This is a genomic window from Enterobacter sp. BIDMC109 (genome assembly GCF_001037885.1).
In the GTDB taxonomy this organism is placed as follows: domain Bacteria; phylum Pseudomonadota; class Gammaproteobacteria; order Enterobacterales; family Enterobacteriaceae; genus Enterobacter; species Enterobacter hormaechei_C.
On sequence record NZ_KQ090002.1, the window covers coordinates 525,396 to 545,763 of the forward strand.

Annotated in this window: 21 protein-coding genes and 1 riboswitch; of the genes, 6 read left to right on the plus strand and 15 right to left on the minus strand. The window is 58.6% G+C overall.

Annotated elements, in window-relative coordinates; translation table 11 throughout:
* Nucleotides 1-62: 62 nt before the first annotated feature.
* The 10 genes from ureG to plsY form a co-directional block, all read right to left on the minus strand.
* Nucleotides 63-680 carry an urease accessory protein UreG gene (ureG, locus tag SK62_RS02540; protein ID WP_047719099.1) on the minus strand — a complete coding sequence of 206 codons (618 nt, stop codon included), beginning with the start codon at nt 678-680 and terminating at the stop codon, nt 63-65.
* 9 nt (nt 681-689) lie between these two features.
* Complete coding sequence (locus tag SK62_RS02545) at nt 690-1,364, minus strand: urease accessory protein UreF (protein WP_017692647.1); 675 nt, start codon at nt 1,362-1,364, stop codon at nt 690-692.
* Nucleotides 1,364-1,903 (minus strand): HupE/UreJ family protein, encoded by a 540-nt coding sequence (locus SK62_RS02550; protein ID WP_015571909.1) that lies wholly within the window; start codon nt 1,901-1,903, stop codon nt 1,364-1,366. The genes SK62_RS02545 and SK62_RS02550 overlap by 1 nt, the downstream gene beginning before the upstream one ends.
* A 9-nt stretch (nt 1,904-1,912) precedes the next feature.
* On the minus strand, nt 1,913-2,377 hold the full coding sequence (gene ureE, locus SK62_RS02555; RefSeq protein WP_017384028.1) for an urease accessory protein UreE: 465 nt from the start codon (nt 2,375-2,377) through the stop codon (nt 1,913-1,915).
* 9 nt (nt 2,378-2,386) lie between these two features.
* A complete protein-coding gene (gene ureC / locus SK62_RS02560; protein ID WP_045348134.1) occupies nt 2,387-4,090 on the minus strand; it encodes an urease subunit alpha in 1,704 nt (567 codons plus the stop codon).
* Nucleotides 4,083-4,397, minus strand: coding sequence for an urease subunit beta (locus SK62_RS02565; protein WP_015571906.1), 315 nt, complete (start codon nt 4,395-4,397; stop codon nt 4,083-4,085). The genes ureC and SK62_RS02565 overlap by 8 nt, the downstream gene beginning before the upstream one ends.
* A 10-nt stretch (nt 4,398-4,407) precedes the next feature.
* Entirely contained in the window at nt 4,408-4,710 is a 303-nt protein-coding gene (locus SK62_RS02570; RefSeq protein ID WP_003862556.1) for an urease subunit gamma, read from the minus strand.
* 10 nt (nt 4,711-4,720) lie between these two features.
* Nucleotides 4,721-5,548 carry an urease accessory protein UreD gene (locus tag SK62_RS02575; protein WP_015571905.1) on the minus strand — a complete coding sequence of 276 codons (828 nt, stop codon included), beginning with the start codon at nt 5,546-5,548 and terminating at the stop codon, nt 4,721-4,723.
* A gap of 155 nt (nt 5,549-5,703) precedes the next feature.
* Nucleotides 5,704-7,170 carry an MFS transporter gene (locus SK62_RS02580; protein ID WP_040118127.1) on the minus strand — a complete coding sequence of 489 codons (1,467 nt, stop codon included), beginning with the start codon at nt 7,168-7,170 and terminating at the stop codon, nt 5,704-5,706.
* A 92-nt stretch (nt 7,171-7,262) separates the two neighbouring features.
* Nucleotides 7,263-7,877: a glycerol-3-phosphate 1-O-acyltransferase PlsY gene (gene plsY, locus SK62_RS02585; RefSeq protein ID WP_017384031.1), complete on the minus strand. Its 615-nt coding sequence runs from the start codon at nt 7,875-7,877 to the stop codon at nt 7,263-7,265.
* Nucleotides 7,878-7,984: 107 nt separating this feature from the next.
* On the opposite strand from plsY, the gene folB reads away from it, so the two are divergent.
* Both folB and bacA read left to right on the plus strand, forming a co-directional pair.
* A complete protein-coding gene (folB, locus tag SK62_RS02590; protein ID WP_017384032.1) occupies nt 7,985-8,353 on the plus strand; it encodes a bifunctional dihydroneopterin aldolase/7,8-dihydroneopterin epimerase in 369 nt (122 codons plus the stop codon).
* Nucleotides 8,354-8,459: 106 nt separating this feature from the next.
* Entirely contained in the window at nt 8,460-9,281 is an 822-nt protein-coding gene (gene bacA / locus SK62_RS02595; protein WP_003862545.1) for an undecaprenyl-diphosphate phosphatase, read from the plus strand.
* A gap of 13 nt (nt 9,282-9,294) precedes the next feature.
* On the opposite strand, the gene SK62_RS02600 is transcribed toward bacA, so the two are convergent.
* A complete protein-coding gene (locus tag SK62_RS02600) occupies nt 9,295-10,536 on the minus strand; it encodes a multifunctional CCA addition/repair protein (protein ID WP_023304444.1) in 1,242 nt (413 codons plus the stop codon).
* Between the two features lie 60 nt (nt 10,537-10,596).
* Nucleotides 10,597-11,217 (minus strand): TIGR04211 family SH3 domain-containing protein, encoded by a 621-nt coding sequence (locus tag SK62_RS02605; protein ID WP_001303390.1) that lies wholly within the window; start codon nt 11,215-11,217, stop codon nt 10,597-10,599.
* 237 nt (nt 11,218-11,454) lie between these two features.
* Between SK62_RS02605 and SK62_RS02610 the strand changes: the two genes are divergently transcribed.
* The 3 genes from SK62_RS02610 to hldE are packed head-to-tail and all read left to right on the plus strand — an operon-like array spanning nt 11,455 to nt 17,104.
* Nucleotides 11,455-12,756: a CYTH domain-containing protein gene (locus SK62_RS02610; protein ID WP_017384034.1), complete on the plus strand. Its 1,302-nt coding sequence runs from the start codon at nt 11,455-11,457 to the stop codon at nt 12,754-12,756.
* Between the two features lie 21 nt (nt 12,757-12,777).
* Complete coding sequence (gene glnE, locus SK62_RS02615; RefSeq protein WP_047719098.1) at nt 12,778-15,633, plus strand: bifunctional [glutamate--ammonia ligase]-adenylyl-L-tyrosine phosphorylase/[glutamate--ammonia-ligase] adenylyltransferase; 2,856 nt, start codon at nt 12,778-12,780, stop codon at nt 15,631-15,633.
* Between the two features lie 40 nt (nt 15,634-15,673).
* The gene (hldE, locus tag SK62_RS02620) at nt 15,674-17,104 is read left to right on the plus strand and encodes a bifunctional D-glycero-beta-D-manno-heptose-7-phosphate kinase/D-glycero-beta-D-manno-heptose 1-phosphate adenylyltransferase HldE (RefSeq protein ID WP_040118125.1); all 1,431 of its coding nucleotides are present in this window, start codon (nt 15,674-15,676) and stop codon (nt 17,102-17,104) included.
* A 77-nt stretch (nt 17,105-17,181) separates the two neighbouring features.
* Here hldE and ubiK read toward each other — a convergent pair whose 3' ends face one another.
* A complete protein-coding gene (gene ubiK, locus SK62_RS02625; protein ID WP_000566823.1) occupies nt 17,182-17,478 on the minus strand; it encodes a ubiquinone biosynthesis accessory factor UbiK in 297 nt (98 codons plus the stop codon).
* Between the two features lie 120 nt (nt 17,479-17,598).
* Nucleotides 17,599-17,749: riboswitch (FMN riboswitch) on the plus strand.
* Nucleotides 17,750-17,854: 105 nt separating this feature from the next.
* Between ubiK and ribB the strand changes: the two genes are divergently transcribed.
* Entirely contained in the window at nt 17,855-18,508 is a 654-nt protein-coding gene (ribB, locus tag SK62_RS02630) for a 3,4-dihydroxy-2-butanone-4-phosphate synthase (RefSeq protein WP_015571897.1), read from the plus strand.
* A gap of 44 nt (nt 18,509-18,552) precedes the next feature.
* On the opposite strand, the gene SK62_RS02635 is transcribed toward ribB, so the two are convergent.
* Nucleotides 18,553-19,614 (minus strand): fimbrial protein, encoded by a 1,062-nt coding sequence (locus SK62_RS02635; protein ID WP_045338189.1) that lies wholly within the window; start codon nt 19,612-19,614, stop codon nt 18,553-18,555.
* Complete coding sequence (locus SK62_RS02640) at nt 19,598-20,359, minus strand: fimbrial biogenesis chaperone (RefSeq protein WP_047719097.1); 762 nt, start codon at nt 20,357-20,359, stop codon at nt 19,598-19,600. The genes SK62_RS02635 and SK62_RS02640 overlap by 17 nt, the downstream gene beginning before the upstream one ends.
* Between the last annotated feature and the right edge of the window lie 9 nt (nt 20,360-20,368).

Genomic DNA, 20,368 nt, shown 5'->3' on the forward strand with positions numbered 1-20,368 from the left:
CCGGTGGCGCTGCGCTTACCGGGCCTACAAGATCCACGTGTGCTAACGTGCAATAAACCACCCTACACCCGCAACATTCCTTTCTCTTCCAGAAACGCAATGATCGTCGCCAGCCCGTCACCCGCTTTCAGGTTGGTAAACGTCCACGGACGCTTGCCGCGCATGCGATTAGTGTCGCGCTCCATTACCTCCAGCGACGCCCCCACGTACGGCGCGAGGTCGGTTTTGTTGATCACCAGAAAATCGGATTTGGTGATCCCCGGCCCGCCCTTGCGCGGGATTTTTTCCCCTTCGGCCACGTCGATGACGTAGATGGTGAGGTCCGCCAGCTCCGGGCTGAAGGTCGCGCTCAGGTTATCCCCGCCGCTTTCCACGAAGATCAGATCCAGATTGCCGAACTTCTCGCTCAACGCTTCCACCGCCGCCAGGTTCATTGAGGCATCTTCGCGGATGGCGGTATGCGGGCAGCCGCCCGTTTCCACGCCCACGATGCGCTCTGGCTCCAGCGCACCCGCCTCGGTCAGGATGCGCTGATCCTCTTTGGTGTAGATATCGTTGGTCACCACCGCCAGGTGATAGGTGTCGCGCATCGCCTTGCAGAGCGCTTCCAGCAGGGCGGTTTTGCCCGACCCTACCGGGCCGCCCACGCCCACGCGCAGGGGATGTTTGTAATCAGCCATGTTGACTCCTCAGGAACGGAATAGTCGTGAATATTGGGTTTCATGGCGCGCGGAGGCGATGGCCGACAGCGGCGTAGCGGCCCCCAGCGCGTCGTCGCCACGTAAAAATGCCTGTTCAAACCCGGCGGCAAAATGGTCGCTCAGGTCGATAATCAGCTGTTGTGCTGCCTGCTGCCCAAACGGCACCAGCTTGACGCCCGCCATCACCGCGCTCTCAATCCAGCTGTAGCCGAGGCTCAGCGCCAGCTCGCGCGCGCTAATGCCCCAGCGCACGCCGAGCCACGCCATGCCGCCGAGCTGGCTTCGCATCAACAGCGGCAGCCATTCTGGCGGGCAGGCGGGTTCCCAGCTTTTAATCAAGCGCGTAAAGGCCGCCCCACGGTTGCGTTCTTCATCGCGCAGCTCGCGCGTTTCCCGGCAGGCGAGCAGGTATGCCGTCCAGCGTTTTGCTGTCGCGACGTCCTGCTTCTCGCAGGCACGATACAGGCGGATAAACAGCGGCAGGTCGACGCAGAAAAAGCTCTGCTCCATCTGCTGGATCTGCCAGCGCCTGAAGGCCTCAGCGTCCGTGACCCACCCGGCCTCAACGGCCCACTCCAGCCCCTGCGACCAGGTAAACGATCCGACCGGCAGGCTACTGCTGGAGAGCTGCATCAGGCGCAGCCGCTGGCGGGCGTGCTCCATCAGCTCATCAGCGCCAACAGGGCGGAGACGATCAGCCCGCCACCGAAGGTTTTACGCAGGCCGTCGTGACGGCGCAGCAGCAGCCCTGCCGCGAAGCTGGCACACAGCACCGTGGCGCTGGCTAACATAAACCCGCTGGTGAAGAGCCAGAAGCTGTGGCCGGACATCTCCACGCCGTGCGCCCAGCCGTGGAACATCGCCAGGGCTGGCACCGCCAGCAGCAGGCGATTTTCAGTCTTAAACATCATCACGCCGCAGACCGCCAGCGAGGCGATAATCAGCATCTCCATGCCGCTAAAGCCGCCGAGCAGGCTGCCCGCAACGGCACCAGCAAGCATCATGCCGAGCGTCGCTAACGGCAACAGCAGCTTGCGGCCGCTCAGGGCGGAGAGCACGCCAGCCCCCGTCAGCATCAGCAGGTGATCCAGCCCGGTCAGCGGATGGAGAAATCCGGCCTGGAAGCTGTCGGTCCCGTGGCCGGGATGTGCGAGCGCGGGAACGGAAAAAGCCAGCAGTAACAGCGGTAAGTACTTGCGCATGATGAGTCCTTAATGTGAATGAGCGTGAGAGTGGCTATGGCTGTGGGCATCACTGGTGTAAGCGCCCGCTTCCGGTTCAAACGGCAGGCTGGCGAAGGTCACCTCCAGCCCGAACTGACGCAGCATATCGTCGAGGACGTGGTCGTGGTGGTAGCGCAGTTCGCCAGGCATTATTTGCAGCGGTACGTGACGATTGCCCAGGTGATAACAGGCGCGGGCGAGCAGGAACGGGTCGGCGCAGCGCACCACGGAAACCGACTCCGGGGCGGCGATCACTTCGATCACCTCGCTGCCATCGTCGGTAGTCAGCAGGTCGCCCCCGCGCAGTAGCAGGCCGCGCGGCAGCATTAGCCCGGCTTCGCGGCCGTCGTTCAGCGCCACGCGGGCGCGGCTTTTTACCCTCACATCAATCGGTAGCGTGACGCTGGCGGTAATCGGATGCGCATGGTCCAGGCGTTGGGTTAAATAGATCATCATGACTCCTCAAAACAGAAAATAGCGTTGCGCCATCGGCAAAACCTCTGCCGGTTCGCTGGTGATCAATTCGCCGTCGACGCGTACCTCATAGGTTTGCGCGTCAACGGTGATATTCGGCTGTAAATCGTTGTGGATCATGTCGGCCTTTTTCACCGACCGGCAGCCTCTCACCACCGCGGTGGCACTTTGCAGTCCGAGCCGTTGCGGAATGCCGCTGGCATCAGCAGCCTGAGAGACAAACGTCAGCCGCGTGGCGTGGCGTGCGGCACCAAGGGCACCAAACATCGGGCGGTAATGTACCGGCTGCGGCGTGGGGATCGAGGCGTTGATGTCGCCCATCGGCGCGCAGGCGATCATCCCGCCTTTGACGATGGTGGCGGGTTTGACGCCAAAGAAGGCGGGGGACCAGACCACCAGATCCGCCAGCTTGCCCGCCTCAATAGAACCGACCTCATGGGCGATGCCGTGGGTCAGCGCCGGGTTGATGGTGTATTTGGCGACATAGCGCTTCACGCGGAAGTTATCGTTATCGCCGGTCTCTTCCGGCAGTGCGCCGCGCTGCACCTTCATGCGGTGCGCCACCTGCCAGGTGCGGATAATCACTTCCCCCACGCGGCCCATTGCCTGTGAATCTGACGAGGTGAGCGAGAACGCGCCGATATCGTGCAGCACGTCTTCGGCGGCGATGGTCTCCCGGCGAATGCGGGATTCGGCAAACGCCACGTCCTCGGCGATATCCGGGTCGAGGTGATGGCAAACCATCAGCATGTCCAGGTGCTCGTCGATGGTGTTGACCGTGTAGGGCAGCGTCGGGTTGGTGGAGGAGGGCAGAATATTCGGGTGCGCGCAGGCGGTGATGATATCCGGCGCATGGCCGCCGCCCGCCCCTTCGGTGTGGAAGGTGTGGATGGTGCGCCCGGCGATGGCGGCCAGCGTGTCTTCGACAAAACCGGACTCGTTCAGCGTGTCGCTGTGCAGCGCCACCTGAATATCCATCTCTTCAGCGACCTCCAGCGAACAGTTGATGGCCGCAGGCGTCGCGCCCCAGTCTTCGTGGATCTTAAGCCCGATGGCACCTGCCGCGATCTGCTCGCGCAGCGCGTCCGGGTTGGAGCCGTTCCCTTTACCCAGCAGGCCAATATTCACCGGTAGCGTATCGGCTGCCTGCAACATGCGGGCGATATACCACGGCCCCGGCGTGCAGGTGGTGGCGTTTGTGCCTGCCGCAGGCCCGGTGCCGCCGCCGATCATGGTGGTGACGCCAGACACCAGCGCCTCTTCCGCCTGCTGCGGACAGATCCAGTGGATGTGGGTGTCGATCCCGCCTGCGGTGACAATCTTCCCTTCGGCGGCGATCACCTCCGTTGCCGCGCCAATCGGGATTGTCACGCCGGGCTGAATGTCCGGGTTTCCGGCTTTGCCGATGGCGAAGATCCGCCCATCTTTTACGCCGATATCCGCTTTCACGATCCCCCAGTGATCGACGATCAGCGCGTTGGTGAGCACCAGATCCACGCAGTCGTCGGCGGTCATCTGCCCCTGTCCCATACCGTCGCGGATCACTTTTCCGCCGCCGAATTTAACCTCTTCGCCGTAGATCGTGAGATCGTCTTCCACTTCGATCCACAGCTCGCTGTCGGCCAGCCGCACTTTATCCCCGGTAGTGGGGCCGAACATATCGGCATACGCCTGGCGTGAAATCTCAGCCATGTTTCACCTCGCCCATGACCTCGCCGCGAAAGCCGAAAATGCGCTGTGCGCCCGTCACCTGCACCAGCGTCACTTCCCGCTTCTGGCCGGGCTCGAAGCGCACGGCAGTGCCGGCCGGGATGTTCAGCCGGTAACCTCGGGTGGCTTCGCGATCGAACTTCAGCGCCGGGTTGACCTCGTAAAAGTGGTAGTGCGATCCGACCTGGATCGGCCTGTCGCCGTGGTTTTCCACGATCACACTTCGGGTTTCGCGCCCGACGTTGAGAGCAATGTTTCCGGACTGGATCCGGTATTCGCCTGGGATCATCACGCGCTCCTTACACGATCGGGTTGTGGACGGTGACGAGCTTGGATCCGTCCGGAAAGGTGGCTTCCACCTGGATATCCGGGATCATCTCCGGCACGCCTTCCATCACCTGATCGCGCGTCAGGACGTGGCGGCCGGCTTCCATCAGCGAGGCGACGGTTTCGCCATCGCGCGCGCCTTCCATAATAAAGGCGCTGATCAGCGCGACCGATTCCGGGTAGTTGAGCTTTACCCCGCGCGCGAGGCGGCGTTCGGCAACCAGCGCGGCGGTGAACAGCAACAGCTTGTCTTTTTCTCTGGGAGTCAGTTCCATAGCGTTTCTCTTATGTTTGCCAGATGCGCGGCGAACAGGCGGTTTTGGAAGTTAAAAGCGGGCGAAGCGACTGCCAGATATCGCGCATCACCCGCTGACAAATCAGGTTGTCGTGGGAGAGAAAACGCACCGACAGCAGATCGTCGGTGAGCGTCGCCCCGCCAACGTTTTCCAGCGGGGCGAGAAGCGCACGCACCGCGTCGAGAAGTGCTTCCCGGGCCGGATAGAACAGCAGCGTGCCGACCCACGGATGGTCCGCGACGGGCGTCAGATCGCCACCGCTGAGATGCAGTCGCTCAATCAGACGCGGCTCGCCATCCACCCACACCTCAAGGCGGTTCTCCAGCGTGCCGTGGCTGAAGGTTTCGTTTATCACCGGACGGCCCAGACAGTACAGCTCCCACGCCAGCAGCGTGCTGGTGGCGTGCAGGTGAAAGACGGAACGCAGCGCGGCGTTAGCGCCGGGGAAAATAATGGTGTCCTGCGGCAGCCACTCCAGCGTGGCCTCTTCGTCGAGGTAAAAATGCTGACTGAGGCAGGCCAGCGGGCCGTTGCTGCGATAGAACTTGCTGGCGCCGGGCATGGTAATGAGGGCATGGCTTTTGGCGTCGAGCCGCACGGAAATATCCAGCGTATCTCCGCCCACAATTCCGCCTGGCGGGTGCAGCAGGTAAAGGTGGCAGGTTTCCCCTTCGGGATAAAACGGACGCTGAACGGTGAGCGGCCCGCTGTGACGCGCGGAATGGAGGAGGGTTTTCTCAGGGGTATGACAAAACTGGAGGGCAAGCGAGGCCTGCCAGCCTTTGTATGAATTATCAGTGACCTGAGTTGCTAACATGGTGCTTCCATTTCCACACTATCGGGGTACGTTTCAGTATGCCCTGGCGGAAATGAAGGCTGTCATATGAGTCGCTTATGGATAAAAAAACGGCTCATGTGAGCCGGTTTCAGTAATGTAGGCCGGGTAAGCGCAGCGCCACCCGGCAAGAAAGGCTAGCGATAATCCTCTGCATCCACATCATACCCCGACGGCTCCCAGCGGATCGCCAGCAGCGACGCCAGACCGATAAACGGCGCCAGCGCAATCACCCAGAACACGGCGGTATCCAGCGAGGCGACCAGCAGCGGGAACAGAAACAGTGACAGCGTTGAACTGCTGCGCATCAGCGTCTGGTTAAGCCCCACGCCCACGCCGCGCAGCGAGGTCGGGTAGCTCAGGGAGGCAAACGTCATGGTGTGCGCACCTGGACCAAAACCCTGACCAAACAGGAACAGCGCCAGCATCGCGACGGCGACCACGCCTTCCGTAGCCCCGTCAGGGCGGCCAATCAGCGCCAGGCCGAGCAGTGCCGCAAGCTGGCACGCATAACCCGCCAGTGACATCCGCCATGCGCCGAAGCGCGGAACATAGCGCACCGCCAGCAGCCCGCCGACAAATGCGAACAGCAGGTTAAGCGCCAGCGAGATCAGAATGGTGGTCAGCATCGACTGCACAAAGAAGCTGGAGATGATCACCGGCAGGCCAAAGGCTACGGCGTTATAGGCGAACGAGGAGACCACTGACAGCAGCGTGGCGAGCGTGGTACGCCGCAGATAGATACCGCGGAACAGGTTCAGGTAGTTCGACCATTTTGCCTTGTTCACGACAGGCGCGGGCTGGTCGAGCGCATCCTGCGGTACGTGGGCATTAATATTGTAAGACTGCCGCAGGATGGACGCCGCCTCCTTCAGATTGCCCTGATTCGCCGCCCAGACCGGGGATTCGCTCATATAGCGGCTGCGGATGGCGATAATCACCAGCGCGGGCACCGCGCCAAAGCCAAGGATCAGACGCCAGAGCCAGTCGCTGTGGCTTTCCGGCAGCACGGCGTAAAAGAAGAGCACCAGAAGATAAGAGATGCTGATGGCCGCGTACCAGGTGGGGCACCACATTGCGACGCTGGAGGCTTTATTCCCCGGGCCTTTCAGCCTGGCGAACTCGCTGAGAAACGCCATCGCGACGGGAAGGTCGATCCCAACGCCAAGACCCATCACAAAGCGCGCGCCCGCCAGCACATATTCGTTAGGGGCCAGCGCACAGGCGATAGCGGCAACGACAAAGAACACCATGTCGGCCATAAAGACGCGGTAGCGCCCGATTTTATCCGTAAGATAGCCGCCGAGCAGCGCCCCGACAATCGCGCCAAAGGTAATCGCCGAGGCCACCATGCCGGTACCGGCGGGCGTCAGGTTAAATTCGCGGGTGATGTCTTTGATGCCGAATGCCAGCGCGCCGAGATCGTAGGCATCGAGGAAAATTCCCCCGAGCGCGATACCGACCACGATGCGGGCATTGGCCCGGCCCTGAGAGCCGTCATTAACGAGACGTGAAACGTCCGATGCGCTACGTACCCACTTGATGTCGCCATCCGGGGTATTTCCTGCCGTTGGAAGGGGAGTTGAATCTGTGATTTCTGCCATTTTCTTTTTGTGTGGTTGTGTTGTGTCTCTAACAGTTACCACAGGCAGAAGGTGACAAAAATCACATTTGGTTATAAGGCATAACGAACGGTTTACTGAGCGTCTTTCTTTTTACGCCTGAGCTTCGTCCAGATCTTCGTTTCCTTACGCCGCCACAGGCGCTGAATGTTGTCGTGGTGGCGCAACAGGATCAGACACGAGAGCATCGACACCGGGAAGGTAAACTGCGGTTTAAACCACCAGACATAAAACGGGGCGATCAGTGCGCTGACGATGGCGCCCAGCGACGAATAACCGCTCAGCAGGATGGTCAGCAGCCAGGTGCCCGCCATCACGCCGGTGAGATCCCAGCCGATCGGCGCAATCGCGCCAAACGCGGTGGCAACGCCTTTACCGCCTTTAAAACCAAAGAAAACGGGCCAGATGTGGCCGACGCAGGCGGCGATGGCAATCAGCCCCAGCCAGAAGGGTGTGACGCCGAGCGCATACGCGCCCCAGACGGGAAGCATTCCTTTCAGAACATCAAAAATCAAAACCGCTACGGCTGCTCCCTTGCCGCCAATTCGTAGTACATTGGTCGCCCCCGGATTCCCGGAACCACTTTCACGCGGGTCAGGCAACCCGGCGATGCGGCAGACCAGAATGGCGCTGGAGATTGAGCCGCAAAGGTAGGCGAGGATAATCATTCCAGGCGCGATTGCACTCATAACGCTGTTCCGTTTTGAAAATGTATCTGTATTCTCAGCATCTGTGGATAATACGCATAATTCGCCGGAAGTGGTATCCGGTTTAGCCAAAAAGCAGGCAGGTCGTGATGGATATTGTATTTATAGAGCAACTTTCGGTAATCACCACAATTGGTGTTTACGACTGGGAACAGACCATCGAGCAGAAACTGGTGTTCGATATCGAAATGGGCTGGGACAACCGCAAGTCAGCAAAAAGCGATGATGTGAATGACTGTCTGAGCTACGCCGACATCAGTGAAACGGTCATCGCCCATGTGGAAGGGCAACGTTTTGCGCTGGTAGAACGCGTGGCGGAAGAGGTAGCAGACCTGCTGCTGAGCAGATTTAACTCCCCATGGGTGCGCATTAAGCTAAGCAAGCCGGGAGCGGTGGCGCGCGCCGCCAATGTAGGCGTGATCATCGAGCGTGGCACAAATCTGAAAGGAAAGATTTAACGTCATAATAGCTAAACCATTTTAGGTTATATCGGTCTTAAAGCTGTATCTTTCACGGTTGTCCGCGTGGGACACCGTTTTTTTATATCTTTTTAGGGGTTTATAGATGAGCGATATGCACTCGCTGCTGGTGGCGGCAATACTGGGTGTGGTCGAAGGATTGACGGAGTTTTTGCCGGTGTCCAGTACGGGCCATATGATTATCGTTGGCCATCTCCTGGGCTTTGAAGGCGATACCGCAAAGACGTTTGAGGTGGTTATTCAGCTGGGCTCTATCCTGGCGGTGGTCGTGATGTTCTGGCGACGTCTGTTTGGTCTGATCGGTATCCACTTCGGGCGTTTGCCGCAGCGTGAAGGAGAGGGCAAAGGGCGCCTGACGCTGATTCATATTCTGCTCGGGATGATCCCGGCGGTGGTGCTGGGGCTGGTGTTCCACGACACCATTAAATCGCTCTTCAACCCGATTAACGTGATGTACGCGCTGGTTGTCGGCGGCTTCCTGCTGATTGCCGCCGAAGTGCTGAAGCCAAAAACCCCGCGTGCGGAAGGTCTGGACGATATGACGTATCGCCAGGCGTTTATGATTGGCTGCTTCCAGTGTCTGGCGCTGTGGCCGGGCTTCTCCCGTTCAGGGGCAACCATTTCCGGCGGGATGCTGATGGGCGTGAGCCGTTACGCGGCGTCTGAGTTCTCGTTCCTGCTGGCGGTGCCGATGATGATGGGCGCCACCGCGCTGGATCTCTACAAAAGCATCGGCTTCCTGACCGTGGGCGACATTCCGATGTTCGCCGTGGGCTTTATCACCGCCTTTATCGTGGCGCTGATCGCCATCAAAACCTTCCTGCAACTGATTAAGCGTATTTCGTTTATTCCGTTCGCGATCTACCGCTTTATCGTCGCGGCTGCCGTGTACGTGGTCTTCTTCTGATGACCGACCGCCCTCAGTCTTTCGGCTGAGGGCAACGTTTTTCCTTCCACGCTGCAACCGCATCAATCCGCCGCTTCGTCAGCTCTTCGCGGATCGCCGGGCCTTTAAATCCTGCCTCCACCACCTCTTTTGTTGGCACCGCTTTCGCCACGTCCCACGCCTCACGCAGCAAACGACCTTGTGGATAATCGGACGCTTCAAACCCGGTGCGGCCGCGCACGTCGGCTTCGCTGGTCAGCGCAATTTGCTCCACGCGCTGCGGTTTGCGCCAGGCGTCGATGTTATCAAACAGCCTGACGATGGTGGCGGGTTTCAGGATCGGGAAGGTGTGGATCAGGTCGTGAAACTCGGCCACCAGTTTTGCCAGATCGCGAATGTCATTCGGCACGCGCAGGCGCTGGCAAAGCCCTTCAACCAGCTTCACGCCAGCCGGACCGTGCCCGTGGTGGCGTGGCCACAACTCCTTTGGCGTTAACCCTTTGCCGAGGTCATGGCAGAGGGTGGAAAAGCGCACGTCCACCTCCGGGCTGAGCATGGCGGCCATGCTCAGCGTCATCAGGGTGTGAATGCCGGTATCAATTTCCGGGTGCCATTTCGCCGGGGCGGGCACGCCAAACAGCGCGTCTATTTCCGGGAACAGCACTTTCAGCGCCCCGCAGTCGCGCAGAACCTGGAAAAAGACCTGTGGATTGCGGGTAGTCAGGGCGTTTTCGGTCTCTTTCCAGACGCGTTCTGGCGTCAGATGTTCCAGCTCGCCCGCGTCGGTCATGGCCGTCATCAGCGCCATCGTCTCGTCGGCGATGCGGAAGCTGAGATGGGCATAACGAGCGGCAAAACGCGCCACGCGCAGTACGCGTAATGGATCTTCAGAAAAGGCGGGGGAGATATGGCGTAAAAGACGGTCGCGCAGATCGTTCTGGCCGCCGTAGACGTCGATAATATGGCCGTTTTCGTCCTGCGCCAGGGCATTAATGGTGAGATCGCGGCGCAGTAAGTCCTGCTCCAGCGTCACATCCGGCGCGGCATAGCAGGTGAAGCCGGTATAACCGGAACCGGATTTCCGTTCGGTACGCGCCAGGGCGTACTCTTCCCGGCTTTTCGGATGGAGGAACACAGGAAAATCGCGGCCTACCTGCTGGTAGCCCGCGTCAATCATCGCTTCGGGCGTGGCACCGACCACGACCCAGTCTTTATCTTTGACCGGCAGACCTAATAACGCATCACGTACCGCACCACCGACCAGATAACTCTTCACGCCAACACTCCCGTTTTCTCTTTTCGCAAGATGATACGTAAGTGTGGCAGAGAAGACGAGTTAGTTCATCCAGCGGTCTTTACGTTTACGGCTTGGGATAAGGTGAGGAAGCACCAGACCCAGCACCAGACCGACGCCCAGCACTCCGCCGCCATACATAAACCACTGCATGATGATGGTGCGTTGTTTGTCATCCAGCTGTAGATTCGCGGCGTTCACTTTCTTCTGCGCGACGATGAGCTCATTTTTCAGCTTCTGATTTTCGTCTTTCAGACCGGCGATCACGCTGTCGCTTTGCGCCACTTTCTGCTGCATCTCTGCGGTGCGCTGGTTCCAGGTGCCGTCAATGTTGTTCAGCTTATCGGTCAGGGTTTTCACCTGATTTTCCAGATCCGGCACGCGGGTGCGCAGGCTTGGCACCGTGCTCAGCTCTTTCAGCGGGATCCATGAGGTGCGGCCAGAGCTGTCACGAACCTGACCGTAATTGGTGTCTGCATTGGTTTGCAGCAGAGTCACTTCCTCGCCAGCATTTACCGTACCAACGAGGCGATAATTGTCTCCAGGGCCGCTGCGTACCCAGGTATTCAGTTCATCAGAAACGTAACGTTTCTCTTCAGCGTGGACCGCGGTTGCGGCGCTAAAAGCGAGTAAAGTAAGTCCAATCAGGCGTAATTTAAGCATATCAGTCGTTATTTTCATAAAAAGTGGAACGATAGTAGTGGTATCAGTGTCGCTACGCAAAGGATTCATCATCAATCGGAATCATCTGTGTCATGATTTCCACCGCTTTAAACTTTTACGCCCGTCAAATTGCTCATTGCGTGGCAATTTGGCGCAAAATACTATGTACTGACAAACAAATGGCGAGGAAGTTCGCCTTCATCGACGCGTCTGTGACGCACGCAAAAGTACAAGGCTATGGCACAAGAGATCGAATTAAAGTTTATCGTCGAAAAAGACAGCGCTGACGCGCTCCGCCAGCATCTGAATACGCTGTCCGGCGAGCACCATGAACCCGTACAGCTGCTCAACATCTATTACGAAACGCCGGACAACTGGCTGCGCAACCACGATATGGGCCTGCGCATCCGGGGTGCGAACGGGCGCTACGAGATGACGATGAAAATCGCCGGTCGCGTGGTGGGCGGTTTGCACCAGCGTCCGGAATACAATATCGACATCAGTAAGCCAGAACTTGAGCTGGATCGTTTTCCGGCGGAAGTGTGGCCGGAAGGAACGCTGCCCGCAACGCTGTCGGCAGAGGCGCAACCGCTGTTCAGCACCGATTTCTGGCGCGAAAAATGGCTGGTGACGGAAGGCAAGAGCCGCATTGAGATCGCGTTTGATCGGGGTGAAATTAAGGCGGGTGAAGAGCAGGAGCCGATCTGCGAATTGGAACTCGAACTGCTGGAAGGCGAGGCGAGCGACGTGCTGAAGCTGGCGCACAAGCTGGTGAACCAGCCTGGCCTGCGTCAGGGCAGCCTGAGTAAAGCGGCACGCGGCTATCACCTGGCCGCCGGGAATGCGCCGCGCGTGCTGCGAGAAACCCCGATTCTGCGCGTTGTGCCGAAAGCCTCCGTTGAGCAGGGCATGGAAGCGGCGCTGGAGCTGGCGCTCTCTCAGTGGCAGTACCACGAGGAGCTGTGGGCGCGTAACGTGAAAAATGCCAAAAAACAGGTGCTGGCCGCTATGGGGCTGGTGCGTCATACCCTGACGCTCTTTGGCGGCATTGTACCGCGTAAAGCCAGCACTCACTTACGTGATTTGCTCACTCAAACCGAAACGCTGATGCTTTCCGACGTGTCGGCACAAACGGCGATCTACAGCCCGCAAAACGCCGGCGCGAAACTGGCGCTGACCGAGTTTCTGGTGACGCGCGGCTGGCGCACGTTCCTCGATGCGAAAGGGCAGACCAAAATCGCGGAAAACTTCAAACGTTTTGCGGATATCCACCTCTCCCGTCACGCGGCCGAGCTGAGAACCACCTTTGCGCATCCGCTGGGCGACCAGTATGGCGATCAGCTTCCCCGCCTGGCGCGTAACATCGACAGCATGTTGCTGCTGTCAGGTGCGTATGAGGGCGTGAAGGCGCAGGCCTGGCTGGAGAACTGGCAGGGGCTGAAGCATGCCATAGAGACCCGTCAGCAGATCGAAATCGAGCATTTCCGCAACGAGGCCATTTCGCAGGATCCGTACTGGCTGCACAGCGGAAAACGTTAATTCTGGCAAGGAACCCCTGATATGCCGCTTTCTTCGCAGTTACAGCAGCACTGGCAGACCGTTTGCGAACGCCTGCCTGAGTCGTTACCCGCGTCATCGTTAAGCGAGCAGGCGAAAAGCGTGCTCACGTTCAGTGATTTTGTGCAGGAGAGCGTCAGCGCCAACCCGGACTGGCTGGCAGAGCTGGAAAGCGCGCCGCCGCAGGCTGACGAGTGGCGGCATTATGCTGGCTGGCTGCAAACCGCGCTGGCAGAGGTGGCAGACGAAGCCACGCTGATGCGCGTACTGCGTCAGTTCCGCCGCCGGGTGATGGTACGCATTGCCTGGGCGCAGGCGCTGGAGCTGGTGAGCGAAGAGAGTGCCTTGCAGCAGTTGAGCGAGCTGGCGCAGACGTTGATTGTCGCCGCGCGGGACTGGCTCTACGCCGCCTGCTGTAAAGAGTGGGGCACGCCGTGCAGCGAAGACGGGGTTCCGCAACCGCTGTTGATTCTGGGGATGGGCAAGCTGGGCGGCTGCGAGCTTAATTTCTCCTCAGACATCGACCTGATTTTTGCCTGGCCGGAGAACGGCTCCACGCGCGGCGGTCGTCGCGAGCTGGACAACGCCCAGTTCTTTACTCGCCTGGGGCAGCGGCTGATTAAGGCACTGGATCAGCCCACCCAGGATGGTTTTGTCTACCGCGTGGATATGCGTTTGCGTCCGTTTGGCGACAGCGGTCCGCTGGTGCTGAGCTTTGCCGCGCTGGAAGATTATTACCAGGAGCAGGGTCGCGACTGGGAGCGTTACGCGATGGTCAAAGCGCGGATCATGGGTGACAGCGACGATGCCTGGGCCAACGAGCTGCGCGCCATGCTGCGCCCGTTTGTGTTCCGCCGCTACATCGACTTCAGCGTGATCCAGTCCCTGCGAAATATGAAAGGGATGATTGCCCGCGAGGTGCGTCGCCGTGGCCTGAAGGACAACATCAAGCTCGGCGCGGGCGGTATTCGTGAGATCGAATTTATCGTCCAGGTCTTCCAGCTGATACGCGGCGGGCGTGAACCTTCTCTGCAATCCCGCTCGCTGCTGCCGACGCTGAGCGCTATCGAGCAGCTGCATCTGCTGCCGGAAGGCGATGCGCAAACGCTGCGTGACTCTTATCTTTTCCTGCGTCGTCTGGAAAATTTGCTGCAAAGTATCAACGACGAACAGACCCAGACGTTACCGGGCGACGAGCTGAACCGGGCGCGTCTGGCCTGGGGGATGCGGGTGGATGACTGGGCGGCGCTGACGCAACGGCTGGAAGCGCATATGGCGGGCGTGCGCCGCATCTTTAACGATCTGATCGGCGACGACGAAAGCGAATCGCAGGACGATGCGCTCTCCGAGCACTGGCGCGAGCTGTGGCAGGACGCGCTCCAGGAAGATGACACCACGCCGGTGCTGGCGCACTTAAGCGACGATGCCCGCCATCGCGTGGTGGCGCTGATTGCCGATTTCCGCTTCGAACTGAACAAACGCGCCATTGGCCCACGCGGTCGTCAGGTGCTGGATCATCTGATGCCGCATCTGCTGAGCGATGTCTGCTCCCGCGAGGATGCGCCGGTGCCGCTGTCGCGCATGATGCCGCTGCTGAGCGGGATCGTCACGCGTACCACTTACCTCGAACTGTTAAGCGAGTTTCCCGGCGCGCTGAAGCACCTGATTTCCCTCTGTGCCGCCTCGCCGATGGTGGCGAACAAGCTGGCGCGTTATCCGCTGCTGCTGGACGAACTGCTCGACCCGAATACGCTGTATCAGCCGACGGCGACGGATGCCTACCGCGACGAGCTGCGTCAGTATCTGCTGCGCGTACCGGAAGAGGACGAAGAGCAACAGCTTGAGGCGCTTCGTCAGTTTAAGCAGGCGCAGATGCTGCGCGTGGCGGCGGCAGATATCGCCGGCACCCTGCCGGTAATGAAAGTGAGCGATCACTTAACCTGGCTGGCGGAAGCGATCATCGACGCGGTTGTCCATCAGGCGTGGGTGCAGATGGTGGCCCGCTACGGGCAGCCGAAACACCTTGCAGAGCGCGAAGGCCGCGGTTTTGCGGTGGTGGGTTACGGCAAGCTGGGCGGCTGGGAGCTGGGCTACAGCTCCGATCTGGATCTGATTTTCCTCCACGACTGTCCGGCAGACGTCATGACCGACGGCGAACGTGAGATTGACGGGCGGCAGTTCTACCTGCGTCTGGCCCAGCGCATCATGCACCTGTTCAGCACCCGCACCTCATCCGGCATTCTGTATGAAGTGGATGCGCGTCTGCGCCCGTCCGGCGCGGCAGGCATGCTGGTCACCTCGACGGAGGCTTTCGCCGACTATCAGAAGAACGAAGCCTGGACGTGGGAGCATCAGGCGCTGGTGCGCGCCCGCGTGGTATACGGCGATCCGCAGCTCAAAACGCAGTTCGATGCGATCCGCAAGGCGGTCATGGCGACCCCGCGCGAGGGCAGTACGCTGCAAACCGAAGTGCGGGAAATGCGGGAGAAGATGCGCGCGCACCTTGGCAACAAACATCGCGATCGCTTTGATATCAAAGCCGATGAAGGCGGCATTACCGATATCGAGTTTATCACTCAGTACCTGGTGCTGCTGCACGCGCACGATAAGCCGAAGCTGACCCGCTGGTCGGATAACGTGCGCATACTGGAACTGCTGGCGCAGAACGACATTATGGATGAGCAGGAGGCGCAGGCATTAACCCGCGCCTACACCACGCTGCGTGATGAGTTGCACCATCTGGCCTTACAGGAACAGCCGGGCCATGTGGCGCTGGACTGTTTCGCCGATGAACGCGCGCAGGTGACCACAAGCTGGCAGAAGTGGCTGGTGGAACCGTGCGTAACAAAACAAGTGTGATATTATCGCGCGCAAATTGTGAATCTTTCTGGAGTCAGGAATGAAAGTAACACTGCCAGAGTTTGAACGTGCTGGAGTTATGGTTGTCGGTGATGTGATGCTGGATCGCTACTGGTATGGGCCGACCAGCCGTATCTCTCCGGAAGCGCCGGTGCCGGTAGTTAAGGTCGACACCATTGAAGAGCGTCCAGGCGGCGCGGCAAACGTGGCGATGAACATAGCCTCGCTGGGCGCGCATTCGCGTCTGGTGGGCCTGACCGGCATTGACGATGCGGCGCGTGCCCTGAGTCAGTCGCTGGCGGACGTGAACGTGAAGTGCGACTTCGTTTCTGTTCCGACCCACCCAACCATCACCAAGCTTCGCGTCCTGTCGCGTAATCAGCAGCTGATCCGCCTCGATTTCGAAGAAGGATTCGAAGGCGTTGATCCTGAGCCGCTACACGAGCGTATTAGCCAGGCGCTGGGTAATATCGGCGCGCTGGTGCTGTCTGATTATGCCAAAGGCGCGCTGGCGAGCGTGCAGACCATGATCCAGCTGGCGCGTAAAGCCAGCGTACCGGTGCTGATCGATCCGAAAGGCACCGATTTCGAGCGCTATCGCGGCGCAACCCTGCTGACGCCAAACCTCTCTGAATTCGAAGCGGTGGCGGGCAAGTGCAAAACTGAAGAAGAGCTGGTTGAGCGCGGCATGAAAATCATCGCTGATTTCGAGCTGTCTGCGCTGCTGGTGACCCGTTCCGAGCAGGGCATGACGCTGCTGCAACCGGGCAAGGCGCCGCTGCATATGCCAACCCAGGCGCAGGAAGTGTACGACGTGACCGGTGCCGGTGATACGGTGATTGGCGTGCTGGCGGCGACGCTGGCGGCGGGTAACTCCCTGGAAGAAGCATGCTACTTCGCGAACGCCGCGGCGGGCGTGGTCGTTGGTAAACTCGGGACCTCCACCGTTTCGCCAGTCGAGCTGGAAAACGCGGTGCGTGGGCGTGCGGATACCGGCTTTGGCGTCATGACCGAAGACGAGCTGAAAGTGGCCGTTGCTGCCGCGCGCAAACGCGGTGAAAAAGTGGTGATGACCAACGGCGTGTTCGACATCCTGCATGCGGGTCATGTCTCGTATCTGGCGAATGCGCGTAAGCTGGGCGATCGCCTGATTGTGGCGGTCAACAGCGATGCTTCAACCAAACGTCTGAAGGGTGAAACGCGTCCGGTGAACCCGCTGGAGCAGCGCATGATAGTGCTCGGCGCGCTGGAAGCGGTGGACTGGGTGGTCTCATTTGAAGAAGACACCCCGCAGCGCCTGATTGCCGGGATCCTGCCTGACCTGCTGGTGAAGGGCGGTGATTACAAACCAGAGCAAATCGCAGGTAGCGAAGAGGTCTGGGCAAATGGTGGTGAAGTGATGGTGCTCAACTTTGAGGACGGGTGTTCAACCACCAACATCATTAAGAAGATCCAGAAAGACAGTCAGTAAAAAACGGGCCTGTTGGCCCGTTCGTTTTTCACCCTCTCCCTGTGGGAGAGGGCTGGGGTGAGGGCATCAGGCCGCACTTATGCCTGGTCATCCACCGGTGGAATAGCTGGCGCTGGCTTCACTTCTTCCGGCGCATTGCGGCTCTCCAGCTCGCTCAGACGCTGTTCCAGCAGCGCCAGCTTCTCGCGGGTGCGCAGCAGCACCTGCGTCTGCACGTCAAACTCTTCGCGACTGACTAAATCAAGGCGAACCAACTGTGCCTGCAACGTCTGGCGGATTTTCTTCTCAACGTCATCACCAAACTCACGAATACCTTTCGGCATGGACTCATGAACCTGACGCGCGATCTGCTCAATTTTCTTTGGGTCAATCATTGTCGTTTCCCTTGATGAAAAGGTGTTAGTGCCTATTGTAGCGCGTCATGCCGTGGGTTAAACAAAATTGTTTGAAGCTTATGCATTGCCCAGGGTAATCAATAGCGTTATAGTTATCTCGCTTATTCTCAGGGCGGGGCGAAATTCCCCACCGGCGGTAAATCAGCTTAACGCTGAAAGCCCGCGAGCGCTTTGGGTGAATTCTCAAAGGTCAGCAGATCCGGTGTAATTCCGGGGCCGACGGTTAGAGTCCGGATGGGAGAGAGTAACGATCCAGTCGGGCATGGCCCGCTCACGTTATTTTTTTGCCGCTAGTACGGCGCTCCTAAGACTGCCCTGATTCTGGTAACCATAAAGTTAATGAGGTTTTTTTACCATGAATCAGACGCTACTTTCCTCTTTTGGCACTTCAACTCAACGTGTTGAGCATGCACTGGATGCACTGCGCGAAGGCCGCGGTGTGATGGTGCTTGACGATGAAAACCGTGAAAACGAAGGCGACATGATTTTTGCCGCCGAGAACATGACCGTTGAGCAGATGGCGCTGACCATCCGTCACGGTAGCGGCATCGTATGCCTGTGCATCACCGAAGACCGTCGCAAGCAGCTTGATCTGCCGATGATGGTTGAAAACAACACCAGCGCCTTTGGTACCGGCTTCACCGTGACCATTGAAGCAGCGCATGGCGTAACCACCGGTGTGTCGGCGGCTGACCGCCTGACTACCGTGCGTGCAGCGATTGCTGATGGTGCGAAACCATCCGATCTGCACCGCCCTGGTCACGTCTTCCCGCTGCGCGCGCAGCCGGGCGGCGTGCTGACCCGTGGTGGTCATACCGAAGCGACCATCGATCTGGTTACGCTGGCTGGCTTCAAACCCGCAGGCGTGCTGTGCGAACTGACCAACGATGATGGCACCATGGCGCGCGCGCCGGAGTGCATCACCTTTGCGCGACTGCACAATATGCCAGTGGTGACGATTGAAGATCTGGTTGAGTACCGCCGGGCGCACGAGCGCAAAGCCAGCTAAACATGCTGATGTGAAAAAGCCGGGGAAACCCGGCTTTTTTGTTTCTAGTGGTAGTTAATTTTGAAGAGTACCACGGTTTCAAACGGCCCGGACTGAATCGCTTTCCCTTCTTCCCGTGAAAGTTCAGCCGTGTAGTTTTGCTCAACATTCATCGTATCGCCCGTAAAATCGGCGTACTCCTTGTACTGGTTGAAGGTGTAAGGCTCCGTTCCGTTAAGAATACGCAGCTTTAACCCATTCCCTATCAGTACCGCGGTGTCGTCTGCGCTAAGCGTTTCGGTTGTGTAAAACGACGAGTCCATCTTAAATCCGTCCGAGCATTGGGCATCCTGCACTTTGGTGGTTCGTATTGAAAACGTGCGCATACGCGTCTGCTGATTCACAATGTCGCGCGCGCTGAAGGCGCCGAAGTCGATCTCCTGATTTTCAGGGAAAATGCTAAACGTCGCTCCGCAATCAAGCACCGTAATGTTTTGCAGTCCGTTGATGTGATACTTGAGGTTCTTCGCGTCGGCCATCTGATTCACGCCACCCTTACCGTCAAACTGCACAACGATGTAATCGCTGAGCGAACTGACATAACCATGTGGCGGCATAGTCTTAATTCTCACGAAAAGCCGTAATCGGGCGACGAACGTGCGTGAAATATGGATATCATCCGGATTGCCGGAGCAGATGCGATTCTCCCAACCCATCTGGCGGATTTGATCCGCGGTGTAAATGGTGATGTTATCGTTGTCCAGACACTGGCGGGTATCCACGCCGTTGGGCTGGCCCGTGGCATCGTAATCTATGCCTTCATAGGTGACGCCCAGTTCATAATAGGGATCGGTTGCGGCAGGATAAGGGTTCACCCATGCAAAGACATCTTCCGGCTCAAAATTGCTCGTGACGTTGTTATCACACGTCACCGGAATTTTAATGTCATCAGACTCCCATATTTTTTGGCCAACCTGTGCGTTGCTGGGTATGGCAAAAGGGGTGATCGTTTTTGTCTCCTCGACGGGGCCGCCAGATCCACCCAGATAGCAGTTAAGCGCCAGCGCGTCTTTCAAAGGCAGCGCTGAAAGCAGCAGGGTAACCAGCAAACTAGCGAGCTTTCGCATCTTTATCGATTTTCCGTTCGGTAAGTTTACATTGCGCCGTTCCGGTGCACTGCACGTCGACTTTTTTTAGGGCGCCGTAATCGTCGATATAGCCGATGCTGTAATAACTACCGTGGTAATCGCCGGTAGAGGCGGTTGCCGTGGCGAAAGGCGCAATCATCAGACTGTCAAAACCCGGCAGCATGGTTTTGGCATTTTTGCTCAGCCACGCCAGCGTGATGTAGTACGGCGTAGGGTTGTGGATCGTGAGTCCTTTCGCGCTGGCGGTAATTTCCATGCGCATTTCAGTCAGTTCGCCAGATTTTTTGCGAATCGCTTCCGGACGCCAGAACAGCTTAATTCGGCTCTGCATGGCAACCTGCATCACGCTGCGCTCCTCGCTGGCGCTGGTGCTTTTTGGCGGTACTTCACGCAGGTTGAAATAAAACAGCGATTCCCTGTCTTTTGGCAGCTGGCGGGTAGCGGCTTGTTTAACAATTCTTACCAGCGACGAGGCGCCTGCTTCGATACGTTGAATAGGGGGAAGCGCCATAAAGTGCGTATCTTCTTTTTGCCCCTTTTCATCTTCAATCCAGGAGAGCGCCAGATAAGGCAGCGCCTTGCTCTGGTTGTCCAATTTCAGGCTGCTGGCTTTGTCGCTTTCTGGAAAAACAATGCGCGTGCGGTCCAGGTTAATGGCCGCATGGGTGGTAAATGCTGTGCTGATTAGCATCAGGCACAGGCTTTTAATCGGCGTTAATTTCATGATGATTTC